Annotated in this window: 11 protein-coding genes; 3 read left to right on the top strand and 8 right to left on the bottom strand. The window is 54.2% G+C overall.

Going from position 1 to position 14,685, the window contains the following annotated elements; translation table 11 throughout:
* Positions 1-62 precede the first annotated feature (62 nt).
* Positions 63-1,589: a methyl-accepting chemotaxis protein gene (locus A8F97_RS24900; protein ID WP_033071588.1), complete on the top strand. Its 1,527-nt coding sequence runs from the start codon at positions 63-65 to the stop codon at positions 1,587-1,589.
* Between the two features lie 34 nt (positions 1,590-1,623).
* Here the strand turns inward: A8F97_RS24900 and A8F97_RS05960 are convergent, their stop codons facing one another.
* The 8 genes from A8F97_RS05960 to A8F97_RS05925 all read right to left on the bottom strand — a co-directional run bounded on the left by A8F97_RS05960 (position 1,624) and on the right by A8F97_RS05925 (position 11,662).
* Entirely contained in the window at positions 1,624-2,925 is a 1,302-nt protein-coding gene (locus A8F97_RS05960) for an aspartate aminotransferase family protein (protein ID WP_033072046.1), read from the bottom strand.
* Positions 2,925-4,046: a phosphotransferase gene (locus tag A8F97_RS05955; RefSeq protein ID WP_033071589.1), complete on the bottom strand. Its 1,122-nt coding sequence runs from the start codon at positions 4,044-4,046 to the stop codon at positions 2,925-2,927. The genes A8F97_RS05960 and A8F97_RS05955 overlap by 1 nt, the downstream gene beginning before the upstream one ends.
* Complete coding sequence (locus A8F97_RS05950; protein WP_014700175.1) at positions 4,039-4,773, bottom strand: SDR family NAD(P)-dependent oxidoreductase; 735 nt, start codon at positions 4,771-4,773, stop codon at positions 4,039-4,041. Before A8F97_RS05950 ends, A8F97_RS05955 begins: the two co-directional genes overlap by 8 nt.
* A 528-nt stretch (positions 4,774-5,301) precedes the next feature.
* Complete coding sequence (locus A8F97_RS05945; protein WP_025920099.1) at positions 5,302-6,120, bottom strand: ABC transporter permease; 819 nt, start codon at positions 6,118-6,120, stop codon at positions 5,302-5,304.
* A gap of 37 nt (positions 6,121-6,157) precedes the next feature.
* Positions 6,158-7,426 (bottom strand): ABC transporter permease, encoded by a 1,269-nt coding sequence (locus A8F97_RS05940; RefSeq protein WP_014700177.1) that lies wholly within the window; start codon positions 7,424-7,426, stop codon positions 6,158-6,160.
* 42 nt (positions 7,427-7,468) lie between these two features.
* Positions 7,469-8,548, bottom strand: a complete 1,080-nt coding sequence (locus A8F97_RS05935) for an ABC transporter substrate-binding protein (RefSeq protein WP_014700178.1) — start codon at positions 8,546-8,548, stop codon at positions 7,469-7,471.
* 365 nt (positions 8,549-8,913) lie between these two features.
* On the bottom strand, positions 8,914-10,386 hold the full coding sequence (locus tag A8F97_RS05930; protein ID WP_033071590.1) for an NAD-dependent succinate-semialdehyde dehydrogenase: 1,473 nt from the start codon (positions 10,384-10,386) through the stop codon (positions 8,914-8,916).
* 10 nt (positions 10,387-10,396) lie between these two features.
* A complete protein-coding gene (locus A8F97_RS05925; protein ID WP_014700180.1) occupies positions 10,397-11,662 on the bottom strand; it encodes a 4-aminobutyrate--2-oxoglutarate transaminase in 1,266 nt (421 codons plus the stop codon).
* A gap of 138 nt (positions 11,663-11,800) precedes the next feature.
* On the opposite strand from A8F97_RS05925, the gene pdxR reads away from it, so the two are divergent.
* Both pdxR and A8F97_RS05915 read left to right on the top strand, forming a co-directional pair.
* Entirely contained in the window at positions 11,801-13,294 is a 1,494-nt protein-coding gene (pdxR, locus tag A8F97_RS05920) for a MocR-like pyridoxine biosynthesis transcription factor PdxR (RefSeq protein ID WP_014700181.1), read from the top strand.
* 192 nt (positions 13,295-13,486) lie between these two features.
* Positions 13,487-14,581 carry an ABC transporter ATP-binding protein gene (locus A8F97_RS05915; RefSeq protein ID WP_015730606.1) on the top strand — a complete coding sequence of 365 codons (1,095 nt, stop codon included), beginning with the start codon at positions 13,487-13,489 and terminating at the stop codon, positions 14,579-14,581.
* Positions 14,582-14,685 lie beyond the last annotated feature (104 nt).

Raw genomic sequence — 14,685 nt, 5'->3', positions numbered from 1 at the left:
TTCTCTTTTTCCCGTCGATATAAGAATACCGCTCCTTATCTGGGAGTAATTTAGAGGTACTTATGAGCATCAAACTTAAATTAATTTCGGTTATGTTGTTAATGGCATTATTGCTTTTGGCTGTCTCTGCTACCGGCTTGTTTGGTATGAATAATACCAATCAATCTATGAAAACGCTGTATCAGGATCGACTGATCGCGCTGGGTTATTTGGATAATATCACCAGGCAGGTGAACAACGTGATGTTTGAAATTGTCAGCGTTGATCTCTCGCAGCCAAACAACGTCAGAGCAGGACTGGCGCACATCGCAGAAGCACAAAAAATTTATGATGCGCAATGGGACTTATACAGCAAAACCTATTTAACCGGCGAAGAAAAAACCTTAGAAGAACAGTTTGCCGTTTTATATAAAAAATACAATGAAAAAGCCGTTATTCCTGCAATTAATGCAATACAGAAAAATGACACTGACGCATTAGAATATATTATCAATCACACATTAAAAAGCGAATATGAACCCCTGCAAAAAATTGCCGACCAACTGATTAAATTACAATCTGATGTTGGCCAAGAACTCTATTCCGAATCACAAAGCAGTTTCAATAATATATTATCTTCCGTAGTGATTATCCTTCTGGCGGGAATCGTTATCGTTGCGTTATCAGGTTGGCGCTTGATTATGTCGATTGCCGTGCCGATAAAAAATGCCGTGGAGTTAGCAAGAAAAGTAGCCAGCGGCGATCTGACACACCGCATCGCCATTACCTCGCGCGATGAAATGGGGCAGTTACAAACTGCACTGCGAGAAATGGTGCTAAATCTGACCGATATCGTAGAGCGTGTACACAATAACGCCGATATCATTGCGACCGCATCCAGCCAGATTAGCAGCGGCAATATCGATCTCTCCTCCCGAACCGAGCAGCAGGCCAGCTCACTGGAAGAAACCGCAGCATCAATGGAACAGATGACATCCTCCGTCAAACAGAATGCCACCCACGCAGCCCACGCCAGCCAACTGGCGACGACGGCTTCACAGCTCGCTGTCGACGGGGGCAAGATGATGGGCGATGTTACATCGGCGATGCAAAACATGGTCTCATCCGCAGAGAAAATCACCAATATTATCAGCGTGATCGACGGCATTGCGTTTCAGACCAATATCCTCGCGTTAAACGCCGCCGTGGAAGCGGCTCGCGCGGGGGAACAGGGACGAGGCTTTGCGGTCGTCGCAGGTGAAGTCCGCACGCTGGCGCAACGCAGTGCAAACGCGGCCAAAGAGATTAAAAACCTGATCGGGACGTCCGTCGAACAGGCGAGCCTTGGCCACACTATCGTCATCGACGCGGGCAGTACGATTCAGAGCGTGGTGGAAGACATAAAACGCGTGGCATCACTCGTGACTGAAATTTCCACGGCCAGCAATGAACAAAGTCTGGGCATTGGGCAGATTAATACCGCCATTTCACAGATGGAAACGGTCACGCAGCAAAACGCCGCGCTGGTTAACGAAGCCGCCGCTGCCGCAGGTTCACTGTCAGAGCGGGCGGGTGAACTGAGCCATGCCGTTGCCGCGTTCCGTATCTAACCCCCCCCCTTTTTCGCCGCCCCCGCGCAATTATTTACTCTCGTGTGGGGGCGGCGATGACCGCTAATACATCACTCAGCGAAGTTAAGAACACATCAGCATGTTCTTCCAAAAACACCAACGGCGGGCGAATTTTTAGCACATTCGCCGCAGGCCCTGTCGCACTGATCAGCACACCGCGCTGACGCATCGCGTTCACCACCTGCAACGTAGATTCAGTTGCCGGAAATTTGCTTTCACGATCGTTGACCAACTCCACACCGATAAACAGGCCGTAAGCTCGAATGTCGCCAATCAGCGGAAAATCCTGCGCCAACTGCTGCAACCCTTGGCGCAAATAATCGCCGACCCGCTGGGCATTCTGCTGTAACTGCTCCTCTCGAATCACCCGCAGCACCGCGTGCGCTGCCTGACAGGAAACCGGGTTACCGCCGAAAGTATTGAAATAACGCACATCTCGCCCGAAGGCATCGAACAGCGAGGAACGTCCTACCAATCCGGCGATCGGGTGTCCATTGCCCATCGGTTTCCCCAGACTCACCAAATCCGGAACGACGCCATGACGCGCAAAGCCCCACAGCGATTCTCCAGTGCGACCAAAGCCCGGCTGCACTTCATCTGCGATAAACACCCCGCCCGCCTGACGAATCAACGTCGCCGCCTGCGCCAGTTCGCCTTTCGGCGCACAGAACACGCCATCGCTGGAAAAAATCGTATCCACCAGCAGCGCGGCAGGACGAATCCCTTCCTGTTGCATCTGTGCCAAGGCATCACGAATGCTGGTAAGAAATGCGCCGGGCTGGCGATAGGTATCCGGCGCATCGATCAGCTTCACATGACGGCCTAGCGCCACGCCATCCCCCAGCGACGGCGACAGTTCCGCCAGCGCGCTGGTCACGCCGTGATACGCCCAGCGCGTCACCAGGACACCCGTTCCCCCCGTAACATGTCGGGCGATGCGCAGCGCCAGATCGTTAGCTTCACTGCCGGTACAGGTCAGCATCACATTGTTCAGTTCGGCGGGAAATTCGCTCAGCAAATCTTCTGCAAAATCGACAATCGCATGGTGCAGATAACGTGTGTGAGTATTGATCTGTGTGCTCTGGCGCGCCATTGCTTCAACCACCGCCGGATGACAATGCCCGACCGAGGCCACATTGTTATAAACATCCAGATAACGTTTTCCCTGATGATCGAACAGCCACACCCCTTCGCCGCGCACGACGTGCAGCGGCTCTTCATAAAACAGGCGATAACCGCTGCCCAGCACCCGCTGACGACGCGCCAGTAACGCTTCGGTTGTTGTCATTTCAGTCGTGGATTTTCTCTGATTCATCATGCTTTCTCCGCACAAACTTGCTGTAGGCGAGTCACAAACTGCGTATGGGAATAGGTCACCATGCGCTGTAAGCAGTGCCAACTGCGCGGTACATTACGCAGCAGATACTCTCGATTATCGGGGTAGCGTGATGCGCGCCACTGCGCAATGGTCAGGGTCAGCGCCATGCGGGTCGCAATCAGATCCGGCAGTAGCGCGATCTCATCCCGCGTTAATGGCATACGACGGTGGTATGCCGCAACAAACGGCACAACATGCTCTAACAAATCTGTCCCATCGCCAATCTGATACGCCAGCGCCGTCGCCACTTCGCAGATTAACGGGGCAAATACAGCATCGCCAAAATCGATAATGCCGGTAACCCGCGTCGGCGACGTGCCATCCACTAGCACGTTATGCGGATTCAGATCGTTGTGAATGACCTGATGACGCAGCGTCGCCAACTCAGGGGCAACATGATGGTCATAACGGTCAAAAATACGCAGGAGATGCTGATACTGCTGCCGCTCAGCAACAAAATCGAGATAAGGGCGCACCTGCGCTGCCCGACTGATATCCCACAGCAGCGAACGATTTGCCGCCGGATGCGTAAAGCCATGAAGCGCATGATCCAACTGCGCCAGTGTGCCGCCCAGTTGCTGCATCAAAGTTAGCGAGGGCAAAGCCAAATATTGCGGTGTCCCTGGCAGATAACTCACCAACCGCACCCGCAGCGGTACGCCATCAATGTCAATACATGCCTCTGACAGACCTTCTTGTGTCGGCCTGATACGCGGTACGGGCAGCGCCGGCGCCTGACTAGCCAGATGCAACAATAATGAAGTTTGGAAATCGCTGACGTCGGCGGGTTCTGCCGCATTGATGACTTTCAACATATAGCGTTCGTCTGGCGTGACCGTCAGACAAAAATTCAGATCCCGTTCACCTTGAAGCAGCGTCATCTGCCCAAACAGACCATATTCTTGCTGCGCTATCGCCAACGCCTGCTGGCAGGAAACCTGCGGTACAGGCTGCGTCATTAACTCGTCATCGTGTGGTAAAGCCTCGGCAAATACCGGCTGGTTGGACGCAGGAAAGGGGAACTCGGGGGAAAAGGTCGTAAGCCGTCCGTCAGACATGCTGTCCTCCATTCACATGGATTTCTGCACCGTTGACGTAAGAAGCACTGGAGGTACAGAGAAAATAGATCAAACTTGCCACCTCTTCGGGCTTACCTAAGCGCTGCATCGGCACCTGTCGCGCAATAATGTCATCCGTACCGGGTGACAGAATCGAGGTTTCGATTTCTCCCGGCGCAATCGCATTGACGCGAACGCCGTGCGGACCAAAATCAAACGCCATTTCCCGCGTCAACGCCGATAGCGCCGCTTTTGAGGTGGCATAGGCTACGCCAGCAAAGGGATGTACACGCGACCCTGCAATCGAGGTTATATTAATCACGCATCCCTGTGATGCCTTGAGTTCATCGAATAAACCGTTTGCCAGCAGCGCGCTGGAGAAAAGGTTGACGTTGAAAACACGCAGCCAGGTAGCATAGTCCGTGTCGCGTATGCCAAGACGTTGCCCGCCTTCCCCTTTTGGCGAAATCCCCGCGTTATCGACTAACGCATCCAACCGCCCACCCAGTTTTTCCTTAATCAGCGGCAGCATCTGTTGCAGGCTATCAATATCCTCCAGATCGAGATGAATATGATTGAGTAGCTTTTCCGCCCACGGGCACTCTTCTGCCCAGCTCTGACGTGAAGCGGTAAAGATCCGCCACCCTGCCGCGTGGAAATGCTTAACGGTAGCATGCCCAATCCCCCGGCTGGCACCGGTCAGCAGTAACGTTTTTTGCGCTGTCATACCGAATCTCCTGAGCCGTTGTACAATAATCTTTTTACACAATATGCTTTTTACACAGCACACATCAAAATGTGTGTTTGATGCATCATAAATTGGCTTTTAAAAAAAGCTGAAGAAAATTTCAGCAAAATTTAGTCTTTTCACGACTACATACATCCTAGTGTGAAAGTTTCGTGCGTATTAGTAGCGTTATTTCTCTGTGACTTCATCACACGCCCGACAAGGCGCGCTCAATCGCCGCAGCGCCTTGACCACTGGCTTTTTCGGCGCTAATTATGTCGCTGCGCGATGCCTTCGTCGGTATCAGACTTAACGGACCGCTTGCGACACGTTCCCTACGTGGCGCAAGCTTTCGCCGCATCCATGCGGCTCATCCTAAGCCTGATATCTCCTCAGCATAATTTCTTACGCCGGATAACAACCAACTCCTATTGCGCTCTACATTAATTACGTGCAAAAAACAGTACGCGAAGGGAAAATAAAGGATCAAATACGCACGAAAATAATCCATACACCAAGAGCATCTGATTACCCCCCACTCCGTAGCCGCTCCGAACGGCGGCGCAGGATCTCCATTACGATCAGTAGCACAAGCGCGGCACCGACCATCATGGTCGCGGCGGCGGCAATCGTTGGGTCGAGGTTCTCGCGAATGCCGGCAAACATCTGCAGCGGCAACGTGCGCTGGCGTGGGCTGGCAAGAAATAGCGTGACGATCACCTCGTCAAACGAGGTCGCGAAGGCAAAAAGCGCGCCGGAGAATACCCCCGGCGCAATCAGCGGAAACGTCACCTTGCGGAAGGCCAGCAGCGGCGACGCGCCCAGACTCGCAGCCGCACGCGTCAGGTTATGATCGTAATTCTTCAAGACCGCTGTGACCGTAATCACTACGAACGGCACACCCAGCATCGCATGTGCCAATACCAGCCCTAAATAGCTGTTCAACAGCGACAGTTTGGCAAAGAAGAAAAACATCCCGACCGCGACAATCACCACCGGTGCAATCATCGGCGAAATCAGTACCGCCATCACCAGCGATTTACCGCGAAATTCACCGCGTACCAGCCCGACCGAGGCCAACACGCCAAGCACCGTTGCCAGTAATGTCGCCAGCGGCGCAATCAGCAGGCTGTTGCCCAGCGCCCCCAGCCACTCGCTAGAGTTGAAAAATTCGCGATACCAGCGCAGGGAAAATCCCGTCAGCGGATAGCTCAGAAACGAGCCCGCATTAAAAGAGAGCGGAACAATTACCAGCACGGGAACGATTAAAAACAACAGCATCGCCGCCCCATAGAAATTAAAGAACGTGTTCCACAGACGGATACCCACTTCACCCTGCTGTCTCATTTGTTATCTCCCCAGTATAAGGTTATGGATATCGTGCTTAATGCGCCGCCGCTTCCGCATTGGTGCGGGTCACGCGGATATAGACCACGTACAGCAGCGTCACGATGATCAGCAGTTGCGTACCCAGTGCCGCCGCCATTCCCCAGTTCATGGTGGTATTGGTGAAGAACGCAACAAAGTAGCTCAGCATTTGGTCGCTTGGCCCCCCCAACAGCGCTGGCGTGATGTAGTAACCAATCGCCATCATGAAGACCAGCAGCGCTCCCGCCGTCACACCTGCATACGTTTGTGGTACGTAAACCCGCCAGAACGCGATAAATGGATGCGCACCCAGCGAGATCGCCGCACGCACATAGTTCGGGGAAATGCCTTTCATCACCGCGTATAACGGCAGAATGAAGAACGGCAGTAGGATGTGAGTCATCGAGATATAGACACCGATGCGGTTGAATACCAGCACCAGCGGTTCGTCGATAATGCCAATGCTAATCAGCGAGCGGTTGATCAGCCCGCCAGACTGCAATAGCACAATCCAGCTTGCCGTCCGCACAATCAACGATGTCCAGAACGGCAGCAAAACCAGAATGAGTAGCAGATTAGCGCGGTTAGACGGCTGTTTTGCCAGCCAGTACGCCAGCGGATACCCTAGCCCCACGCACAGCAGCGTCACCACGCCCGCCATCAGCAACGTGCGCAGCAGCACATCGACATACAGTGACTGATCGGCAGGCTGTGGGACGATTTGCTGGGTAGTGGCATCGACTTTATGGTCAAACACCGCCAGCAGGTAATAGCTGGTGAAAGGCCGTGCGGCGCGATCGAACGTTTGCCACGTCGCCAGTTCCCCCCACATCGGCTGTTCGCGTATCAGTTGGTCACGCATGTCGCTGCTGCCCTCAACGGGCAGCTTGCGTAATGTCCGGGTAATCAGCGTGCGATATTCCGACCCTTCATACCCTAACCGTTTGGTGATTGTGCTTAGTTTGCCGCTGCTGCGAGCATCACGCAGATCGCCGACCAACGCCTGAAAGACCGCCTCATCCGGTACAGCATTGCCCGACCAAAGCCGCATCGCGGCAATGGTCTGCGGTATGTTGTCGCGCAATTCAGGATTGGAGACGCTTTTCCCCAAAATCGAGGTGATCGGGAACAAAAAACTCACCACGATAAACAGAAACAGCGGTGCAATCAGCAGCAGCGAGCGCTTCTTATAGGCTTTCTGCGCGATCCACAATTGCTGTTTCAGTGTCGCATTTTCCTCGCTCCCGCCAGACGGTGCAGAGGCGACGATTTCGCTCTGGGACATAGGCACTTTCTCCATCATCACGTGCGGTAAATCACTGTGGCCTTATTGGGCGGCCCAGGCGTTAAAGCGTTGTTCCAGCTCTTCACCGTGGTCGATCCAAAACTCTGTATCTACCTGCAAAGCCTGTGCCAGATTATCTGGTGCGGTCGGCAGATTGGCAGCAATAGCCGGAGCCAGCAGGCTGGTCGTCTTAACGTGTGTCGGGCCATAAGGAATATTCTCGGCGAACACCTTCTGGTTTTCCGGCTGGTTGGCAAAGGCAATAAACTGCTCCGCCAGCGCCTTGTGTTTGGAGCCTTTGACGATCGCCCAGCTATCCAGATCGTAAATACTGTCGGCCCAGACAATCTTGAAGTCATGCCCTTCTTTCTGCGCCGCTGCAACGCGACCATTATAGGCAGAGGTCATTACCACATCGCCGGATACCAGCCATTGCAACGGCTGTGCGCCAGATTCCCACCATTGAATATTCGATTTGAGCTGACTCAGTTTCTTGAAGGCGCGATCGACCCCCTCTGGCGTCGCCAGCACGGTGTAGAGATCGTCACGCTTCACACCATCGGCCAGCAGCGCAATTTCCAAGGTGAATTTGGCGCTCTTACGCAGAGCACGCTTACCGGGGTACTCTTTCACATTCCAGAAATCAGCCCAGCTTTTTGGTGCCTGTTTCAATTTCGCGGCGTTGTAGGTCAAGACGGTTGACCACAGGAAGATCCCCGCACCGCATTCAGTGACGGCACCTTTGACAAACTGGGATTGGTCACCCAACTTTGACCAATCCAGCGGCTCAAACAGGCCTTCGCTACAGCCACGCATCAACTCAGGGCCTTCAACTTCCACGACGTCCCATCCCACCTGTCCGGTTTCTACCATCGCCCGGATACGCGCCATTTCACCGTTATACTCACCGGCTTCTACCGTGCCTTTGCCCGCAGCAGCGAACGGTTTGTAAAACGCTTTATCCTGTGCATCTTTGTTCAAACCGCCAAATGAGATCACCGTGACGGATTCCGCCTGGGCCTGACAGGCCATCGTCACCAGAAAAACCGTGGCCGCTATTTTCTTCAGCGCATGACGCTTGAACAGTCCTGTTGCTTTGGAAGAAGTATTGAGTTTCGACATTGCTTTGCTCCTGGAGTGGTAGTCAACGTAACGGTCAAATACATATCACTATTTTGCGTACTCTATTTTCGTGCACTGTATTTTTGATGCATCATGCATCAGCATAATTATGCAAAAAGAGATGAGCATAAACTGTGCCAATGCAGAAATTTTATTGATGTTTTACTAAAACGGCGGCGGGAACGGTACTGAGAAACAACAAGGTTGTGCAGTCAACATTTTGCCCTGGTTGTATTTCGCCATTTTTGCCATGTCGTGGTGCAATCCAGCCTATTTCTGCACCACCCAGACGCATTGCGCGTTTGCTGTGTGCGTGCCAGCGTGGGCTGCCTACACGCACTTTCATCCACTATCGGAACAACAATTTACCGAGAAAGATCGACGCAGAGATATTTCATTTCCAGATAGTCTTCAATACCGAAACGTGAGCCTTCACGGCCCAGTCCAGACTGCTTCACCCCGCCAAACGGTGCGACTTCATTCGAAATCAGTCCAGTATTGATGCCAACCATGCCGTAGTCCAGCGCTTCCGGCACTGTCCACTGGCGTATGGCGTCGCGCGTGTAGACATAGGCTGCCAGACCAAATTCGGTATCGTTCGCCATCGCAATCACCTCGGCTTCATCACTGAAGCGGAACAGCGGTGCAACTGGCCCGAACGTCTCTTCACGTGCAAAACGCATCTCGCGGGTCACGTCGCCGACAATCGTTGGTGTGAAAAACGTGCCGCCTCGTTCGTGGCGTTGGCCGCCCAGCAATAGCGTTGCCCCGTGCGATAACGCATCGGCAATGTGCTGCTCGACTTTGCTGACCGCATCGTTATCAATCAGCGGCCCCTGCGTCACGCCGGGCTGCGTACCGTCGCCCACGTTTAACTTACGCACTTCCTCGATCAGCCGTTCTACCAACGTCGGATAAATCCCGTTCTGCACATAGATCCGGTTAGCACAGACGCAGGTCTGTCCGCTGTTACGGAATTTGGAGGCCAGAATGCCTTTCACTGCCTGATCCACATCAGCATCATCGAACACGATAAACGGCGCGTTACCCCCCAACTCCAACGAGAGTTTTTTCACCGTCGGCGCGCTCTGCGCCATCAGGATCCGGCCCACTTCCGTGGAACCCGTGAAGCTCAGCTTGCGTACCACCGGACTATCACACAGCACCTTACCAACTGACTGCGCATCGCCAACAATGACCTGCAACACGCCGCGCGGAATACCCGCCTGCTGCGCCAGTTCCGCCAGCGCCAGCGCGGTAAACGGCGTCTGCTCGGCAGGCTTAACGATCATCGTACAGCCCGCCGCCAGTGCGGGGCCGACTTTACGGGTAATCATCGCAGCCGGGAAATTCCACGGCGTTATCGCGGCACACACGCCGATGGGCTGCTTAATCACCATCAAGCGCTGTTGCCCCTGCGGCGATTGCAATACGTTGCCTTCAATGCGTTTGGCTTCTTCCGCAAACCAGTCGATAAAACTGGTGGCATAGGCAATTTCGCCGCGCGCTTCCGCCAATGGTTTTCCCTGTTCCGCCGTCAGCAACGCAGCCAGATCGTCCTGATTGTCCATAATCAGACGCGCCCATGCCTGCAACAGCGCGGCACGTTCTTTTCCCGTCTTCTTACGCCACTCAACCAACGCCCGTTCCGCAGCAGCAATCGCCTGCTCAGTTTGTGACACCGTCACGAGCGGCACACAACCCAACACCTCACCCGTCGCAGGATTAGTAACATCCAGACGTTCATCGTTTTGGCTGTCTTGCCACTCGCCGTCAATCAGGCAGTGTTGACGGAATAATGTTTGTTGTTTCAGTGAAATAGACTGTTTCAGTTGCATAGCATCTCTTCTATTGTGTTAATACGCGCGTCAGGATGTTCATCGCCTTGCTGAACTGCTCATCAGGAACCGTCAGCGGATACAGGAAACGAATCACGTTGCCATGTACACCGCAGGTCAGCAGCAACAAGCCCGCTTCTAACGCGCTTTTCTGAAATTGGCGGGTAATCTCTGCCGAGGGTTTACCCGTGTTCGGATCGTTAAATTCCGCCGCAACCATCGAGCCTTGCGCACGAATCGCTACCAGTGCCGGACACTGCGCTTTCACTTTTTCCAACGTTTCGACCAGCGCGGCACCCAGCCGCAGCGCCCGTTGGCACAATTTTTCTTCTTCAATCACATCCAATACCGCCAGCGCTGAAGCGACCGACAGCGGGTTGCCCGCATACGTGCCGCCCAGCCCGCCCGGCGATGGCGCATCCATCACCTCAGCACGACCGACCACGCCAGAGATCGGGAAACCGCCGCCCAGGCTTTTCGCCATAGTGATCAGATCCGCTTTCTCTGCATAATACTCCATCGCAAACAGCTTACCGGTACGGGCAAAGCCGGTCTGCACCTCATCGGCAATCAGCAGAATGCCATGCTCATCACATAGCTTACGCAACCCGCTAATGAAGGCAGGTGGCGCGACGTGGAACCCACCTTCACCCTGTACCGGCTCCAGCAGAATCGCCGCAACCTGATCGGCGGCGATATCGGTATGCATCAGACGTTCGACGCTTTCCAGTGCCTGTTCGACGGTAATGCCGCTCTTTTCATTCGGGTAAAGTGCGTGAAAAATGGAACCGGGGAACGGGCCAAACCCCGTAGAGTACGGTGCCACTTTGCCCGTCAGCGTCATAGTCAGCAGCGTGCGGCCGTGAAACGCGGCATTGAAGGCGATCACGCCGGGGCGTCTGGTGTAAGCGCGAGCAATTTTCACCGCGTTTTCCACCGCTTCGGCTCCGGTGGTAAAGAATGTGGTTTTTGCCGCGCCTTGAATCGGTGCCAGCGCGTTAATACGCTCAGCCAACGTGACATAGCTGCCATAAGGCACAATCTGATAGGCCGTATGGGTAAAACGATCCAACTGTTCGCGCACCGCGGCGACAATTTTCGGGTGACGATGCCCGGTGTTCAATACCGCAATCCCGGCGGCGAAATCGATAAACTCTCGTCCTTCAACATCCCACAGGGTGCTGTTTTCCGCACGCTCAGCATAGAAATCACACATGACCCCCACACCACGCGGCGTGGCGGCCAGACGGCGTTGATTCAGTTCGCTATTCTTCATGATCGGCTCCGGTATCCTAAACACATCTGTTAGTCGTTGGATGATGACTGTTAGTCTAGTTGTAAGATGATGATGTTATTTAGACGCGAGATGGTTCTATAATCCAGTGCCAGTTTTGAATATTTTAAGGATCCACTTTTGCGCTCACTGCTAACCGACTTATTGCTTCAGCGTTTAGCCAACCAGCAGGATGGTGCGTTGAACAAGCGTTTGTACGACAGCATCCGACAGGCAATTCTCGATGGGGCCATTACCGCTGGCGAGCGACTCCCGTCGTCACGCGATCTGGCACAGCAGTTGGCACTGTCACGCAATACGGTGCTGACGGCCTACGAACAACTCCTGGCGGAAGGCTATATTGAAGCACGCAAAGGAAGTGGAACCTTCGTCACGGAACAGTTACCTGATGGCAATATGCTGCCAGTGAACAGCAGTAATGCGGGGGAAATACGAGAGCCTAAACATGAGCTTTCGCGTCGCGGTATGCATCTGCTGGGTTATGCCGGGGCGTCCATTCGCCAATGGGGGGCATTTATGCCCGGCATCCCCGATATCGCCAGCTTCCCGCATGATTTATGGCGGCGTATTCAGACGCGCCTGACACGACGCGTTCGTCCTGAACAACTGTCCTATTCGCCAATTGGCGGCTGTCCCGAACTCCAGTTGGCGCTGGTGGATTACCTGCGCGTCGCCCGTTCCGTCGAGTGTACGCCGGAACAGGTTTTGATTACCGAAGGCACCCATCAGGCAATGGACCTGCTGGCTAAAATGCTATGTAACCCCGGCGATTTGGCGTGGATTGAAGATCCCTGCTACTGGGGGATTCGTAATGTCCTGACGATTAACGGCCTGCGCGTTGCTCCTATTGATGTCGATGAACAGGGTCTGGCACCACCGGAAACGCTTGCGCCCGACGCTGCGCCGCGCCTGATTTGCGTGACACCGTCACATCAATACCCACTGGGTGCGGTGATGAGTTTGGCACGCCGCCAACGGTTGCTGGCACTGGCGCAAGAGCATGGTTGCTGGGTGGTGGAAGACGATTATGACAGTGAATTCCGCTTTTCCGGCAGCCCGATCCCCGCGCTACAAGGACTCCAGTCGCAATCCCCGGTGATCTACATCGGCACATTCAGCAAAACGCTCTATCCCGGCCTGCGCGTCAGTTACATGGTACTGCCGCCGCTGCTGGCGCAGTCGCTGAAGACGGCGCATTCCGAGCTCTATCGCGGCGGACACTGGCTAACACAGGCTACGCTCGCGCAGTTTATCCGCGAAGGCCACTACGCCGCGCATATCCGCCGCATGCGTTTGCTGTATGCCAAACGGCGTGCGTTATTAACATCACTGATCGAACAGCATCTGGGCGCGGATTACGTAGGGGATAGCAGTAATGCCGGGCTACATATGCTGCTCAGCCTACCTCCCCACGTTGATGATGTCGTGCTGAGCGCGGCGATCCTGCGCCGTGGTGTGATGGTCAAACCGCTTTCCAGCTACTACTTACAACCGACGCAGCAGCGCGGTTTATTGCTAGGCTACGCCAGCGTCGAAGAACCCCAAATGGAGCAGGCTTTTTCCGTGATTGTGGCATGTATTCAGGCGCTGGGTACCCATCATTCGGGCGTCTGACAGCCCCCCGTTTTCATGCAGACCAATTCGCACCGTTACGGTGCCATTTTCCCCGACACGCCCCATAACAGCGCATCCGTTCTGATTAACGAGCGAGCGTTAGCGCATTATCGCACGGTATTTTCTGCTCGTTCAGTATCCGGCATGGTTTATGCATTCTTATGAATAACAGTGACTACCGGAGAGTGAAAAATGAGAAATTATGTCAGCTTCAGGAATGTTCAGAAAACCTACGACGGCGACCGTCTGATCGTTAAAAACCTGAATCTGGATATCCGCGAAGGTGAATTTCTGACCCTACTTGGGCCATCCGGTTCAGGAAAAACCACCAGTTTGATGATGCTCGCCGGGTTTGAAACCCCCACGCAGGGGGAAATCCTGCTGCGCGATGCACCGTTGCACCATCTCCCGCCGCACCAGCGCGACATCGGTATGGTATTTCAGAACTACGCCCTATTTCCGCACATGACTGTAGCGGAGAATCTGGCATTTCCGCTGTCTATTCGTCGCCTGAACCGTGCCGATATCAAAGAGAAAGTCGATCGGGTGTTAGATCGTGTAAAACTCACCAGTCTGGCCGATCGCTACCCCGCCCAGATGTCCGGCGGCCAACAGCAGCGTGTGGCGCTGGCTCGCGCGCTGGTCTTCGAACCGAAACTGGTGCTGATGGATGAACCATTGGGCGCGTTGGATAAGCAACTGCGTGAGCATATGCAACTGGAAATCAAAGAACTCCATCAGTCGCTGGAATTGACCGTGGTATACGTCACCCATGACCAGAGCGAAGCGATGACAATGTCCAACCGCGTTGCCGTGTTTAACGACGGCGTGATTCAGCAGATGGACAGCCCCAGCGATATCTACGAAAAGCCGGAGAACGCGTTTGTGGCGCAGTTTATCGGCGAGAATAATACGCTGCTCGCCACGCGTGCCGAGGCCGAAGGTGCGTTTTATCGGGCAACGCTGGACGATGGCACGTCGCTGCGTACACTGAAAGTTCGACCCAGCTCGCCTGGCCGAAAAATCACACTCTGCATTCGCCCGGAACGCATTCACGTCAATGCGCCTCATACTGACAACGGCATGCAACATGTCAAAGCCCGCATTCAGCAGTTCATCTATCTGGGCGATCACGTCAGGATGATGACGGAAGTCGCAGGTCAGCCGCAGTTTATGGTGAAACTCCCCGCCAGCGAGATTCAACCGCACTGGAAAGCTGGCACTGAGGTCAATCTATCATGGCAGCCGGAACACCTGCGCGCGCTGGATAGCATCATCACGCATTAACCCCTTCCGTATTAGCGACCTTCCTGCCTCATTCACCGGGCGCGATATGCGCCCGTCTCACTGATTTCCATCCCACACTCCTGTATAGTCTCGCTAACAGACAC

The sequence above is a fragment of the Pectobacterium parmentieri genome (genome assembly GCF_001742145.1).
Classification (GTDB): domain Bacteria; phylum Pseudomonadota; class Gammaproteobacteria; order Enterobacterales; family Enterobacteriaceae; genus Pectobacterium; species Pectobacterium parmentieri.
The sequence above is the reverse complement of the archived record's forward strand: the minus strand, read 5'-3'. Positions and strand labels throughout refer to the sequence as shown.

Coding starts and splice junctions, on each gene's coding strand:
- A8F97_RS05935 (WP_014700178.1), bottom strand. CDS start 8,548: ATGTCGAAACTCAATACTTCTTCCAAAGCAACAGGACTGTTCAAGCGT.
- A8F97_RS05915 (WP_015730606.1), top strand. CDS start 13,487: ATGAGAAATTATGTCAGCTTCAGGAATGTTCAGAAAACCTACGACGGC.
- A8F97_RS05940 (WP_014700177.1), bottom strand. CDS start 7,426: ATGTCCCAGAGCGAAATCGTCGCCTCTGCACCGTCTGGCGGGAGCGAG.
- A8F97_RS05930 (WP_033071590.1), bottom strand. CDS start 10,386: ATGCAACTGAAACAGTCTATTTCACTGAAACAACAAACATTATTCCGT.
- A8F97_RS05950 (WP_014700175.1), bottom strand. CDS start 4,773: ATGACAGCGCAAAAAACGTTACTGCTGACCGGTGCCAGCCGGGGGATT.
- A8F97_RS05925 (WP_014700180.1), bottom strand. CDS start 11,662: ATGAAGAATAGCGAACTGAATCAACGCCGTCTGGCCGCCACGCCGCGT.
- A8F97_RS05945 (WP_025920099.1), bottom strand. CDS start 6,120: ATGAGACAGCAGGGTGAAGTGGGTATCCGTCTGTGGAACACGTTCTTT.
- A8F97_RS05960 (WP_033072046.1), bottom strand. CDS start 2,925: ATGAATCAGAGAAAATCCACGACTGAAATGACAACAACCGAAGCGTTA.
- A8F97_RS05955 (WP_033071589.1), bottom strand. CDS start 4,046: ATGTCTGACGGACGGCTTACGACCTTTTCCCCCGAGTTCCCCTTTCCT.
- A8F97_RS24900 (WP_033071588.1), top strand. CDS start 63: ATGAGCATCAAACTTAAATTAATTTCGGTTATGTTGTTAATGGCATTA.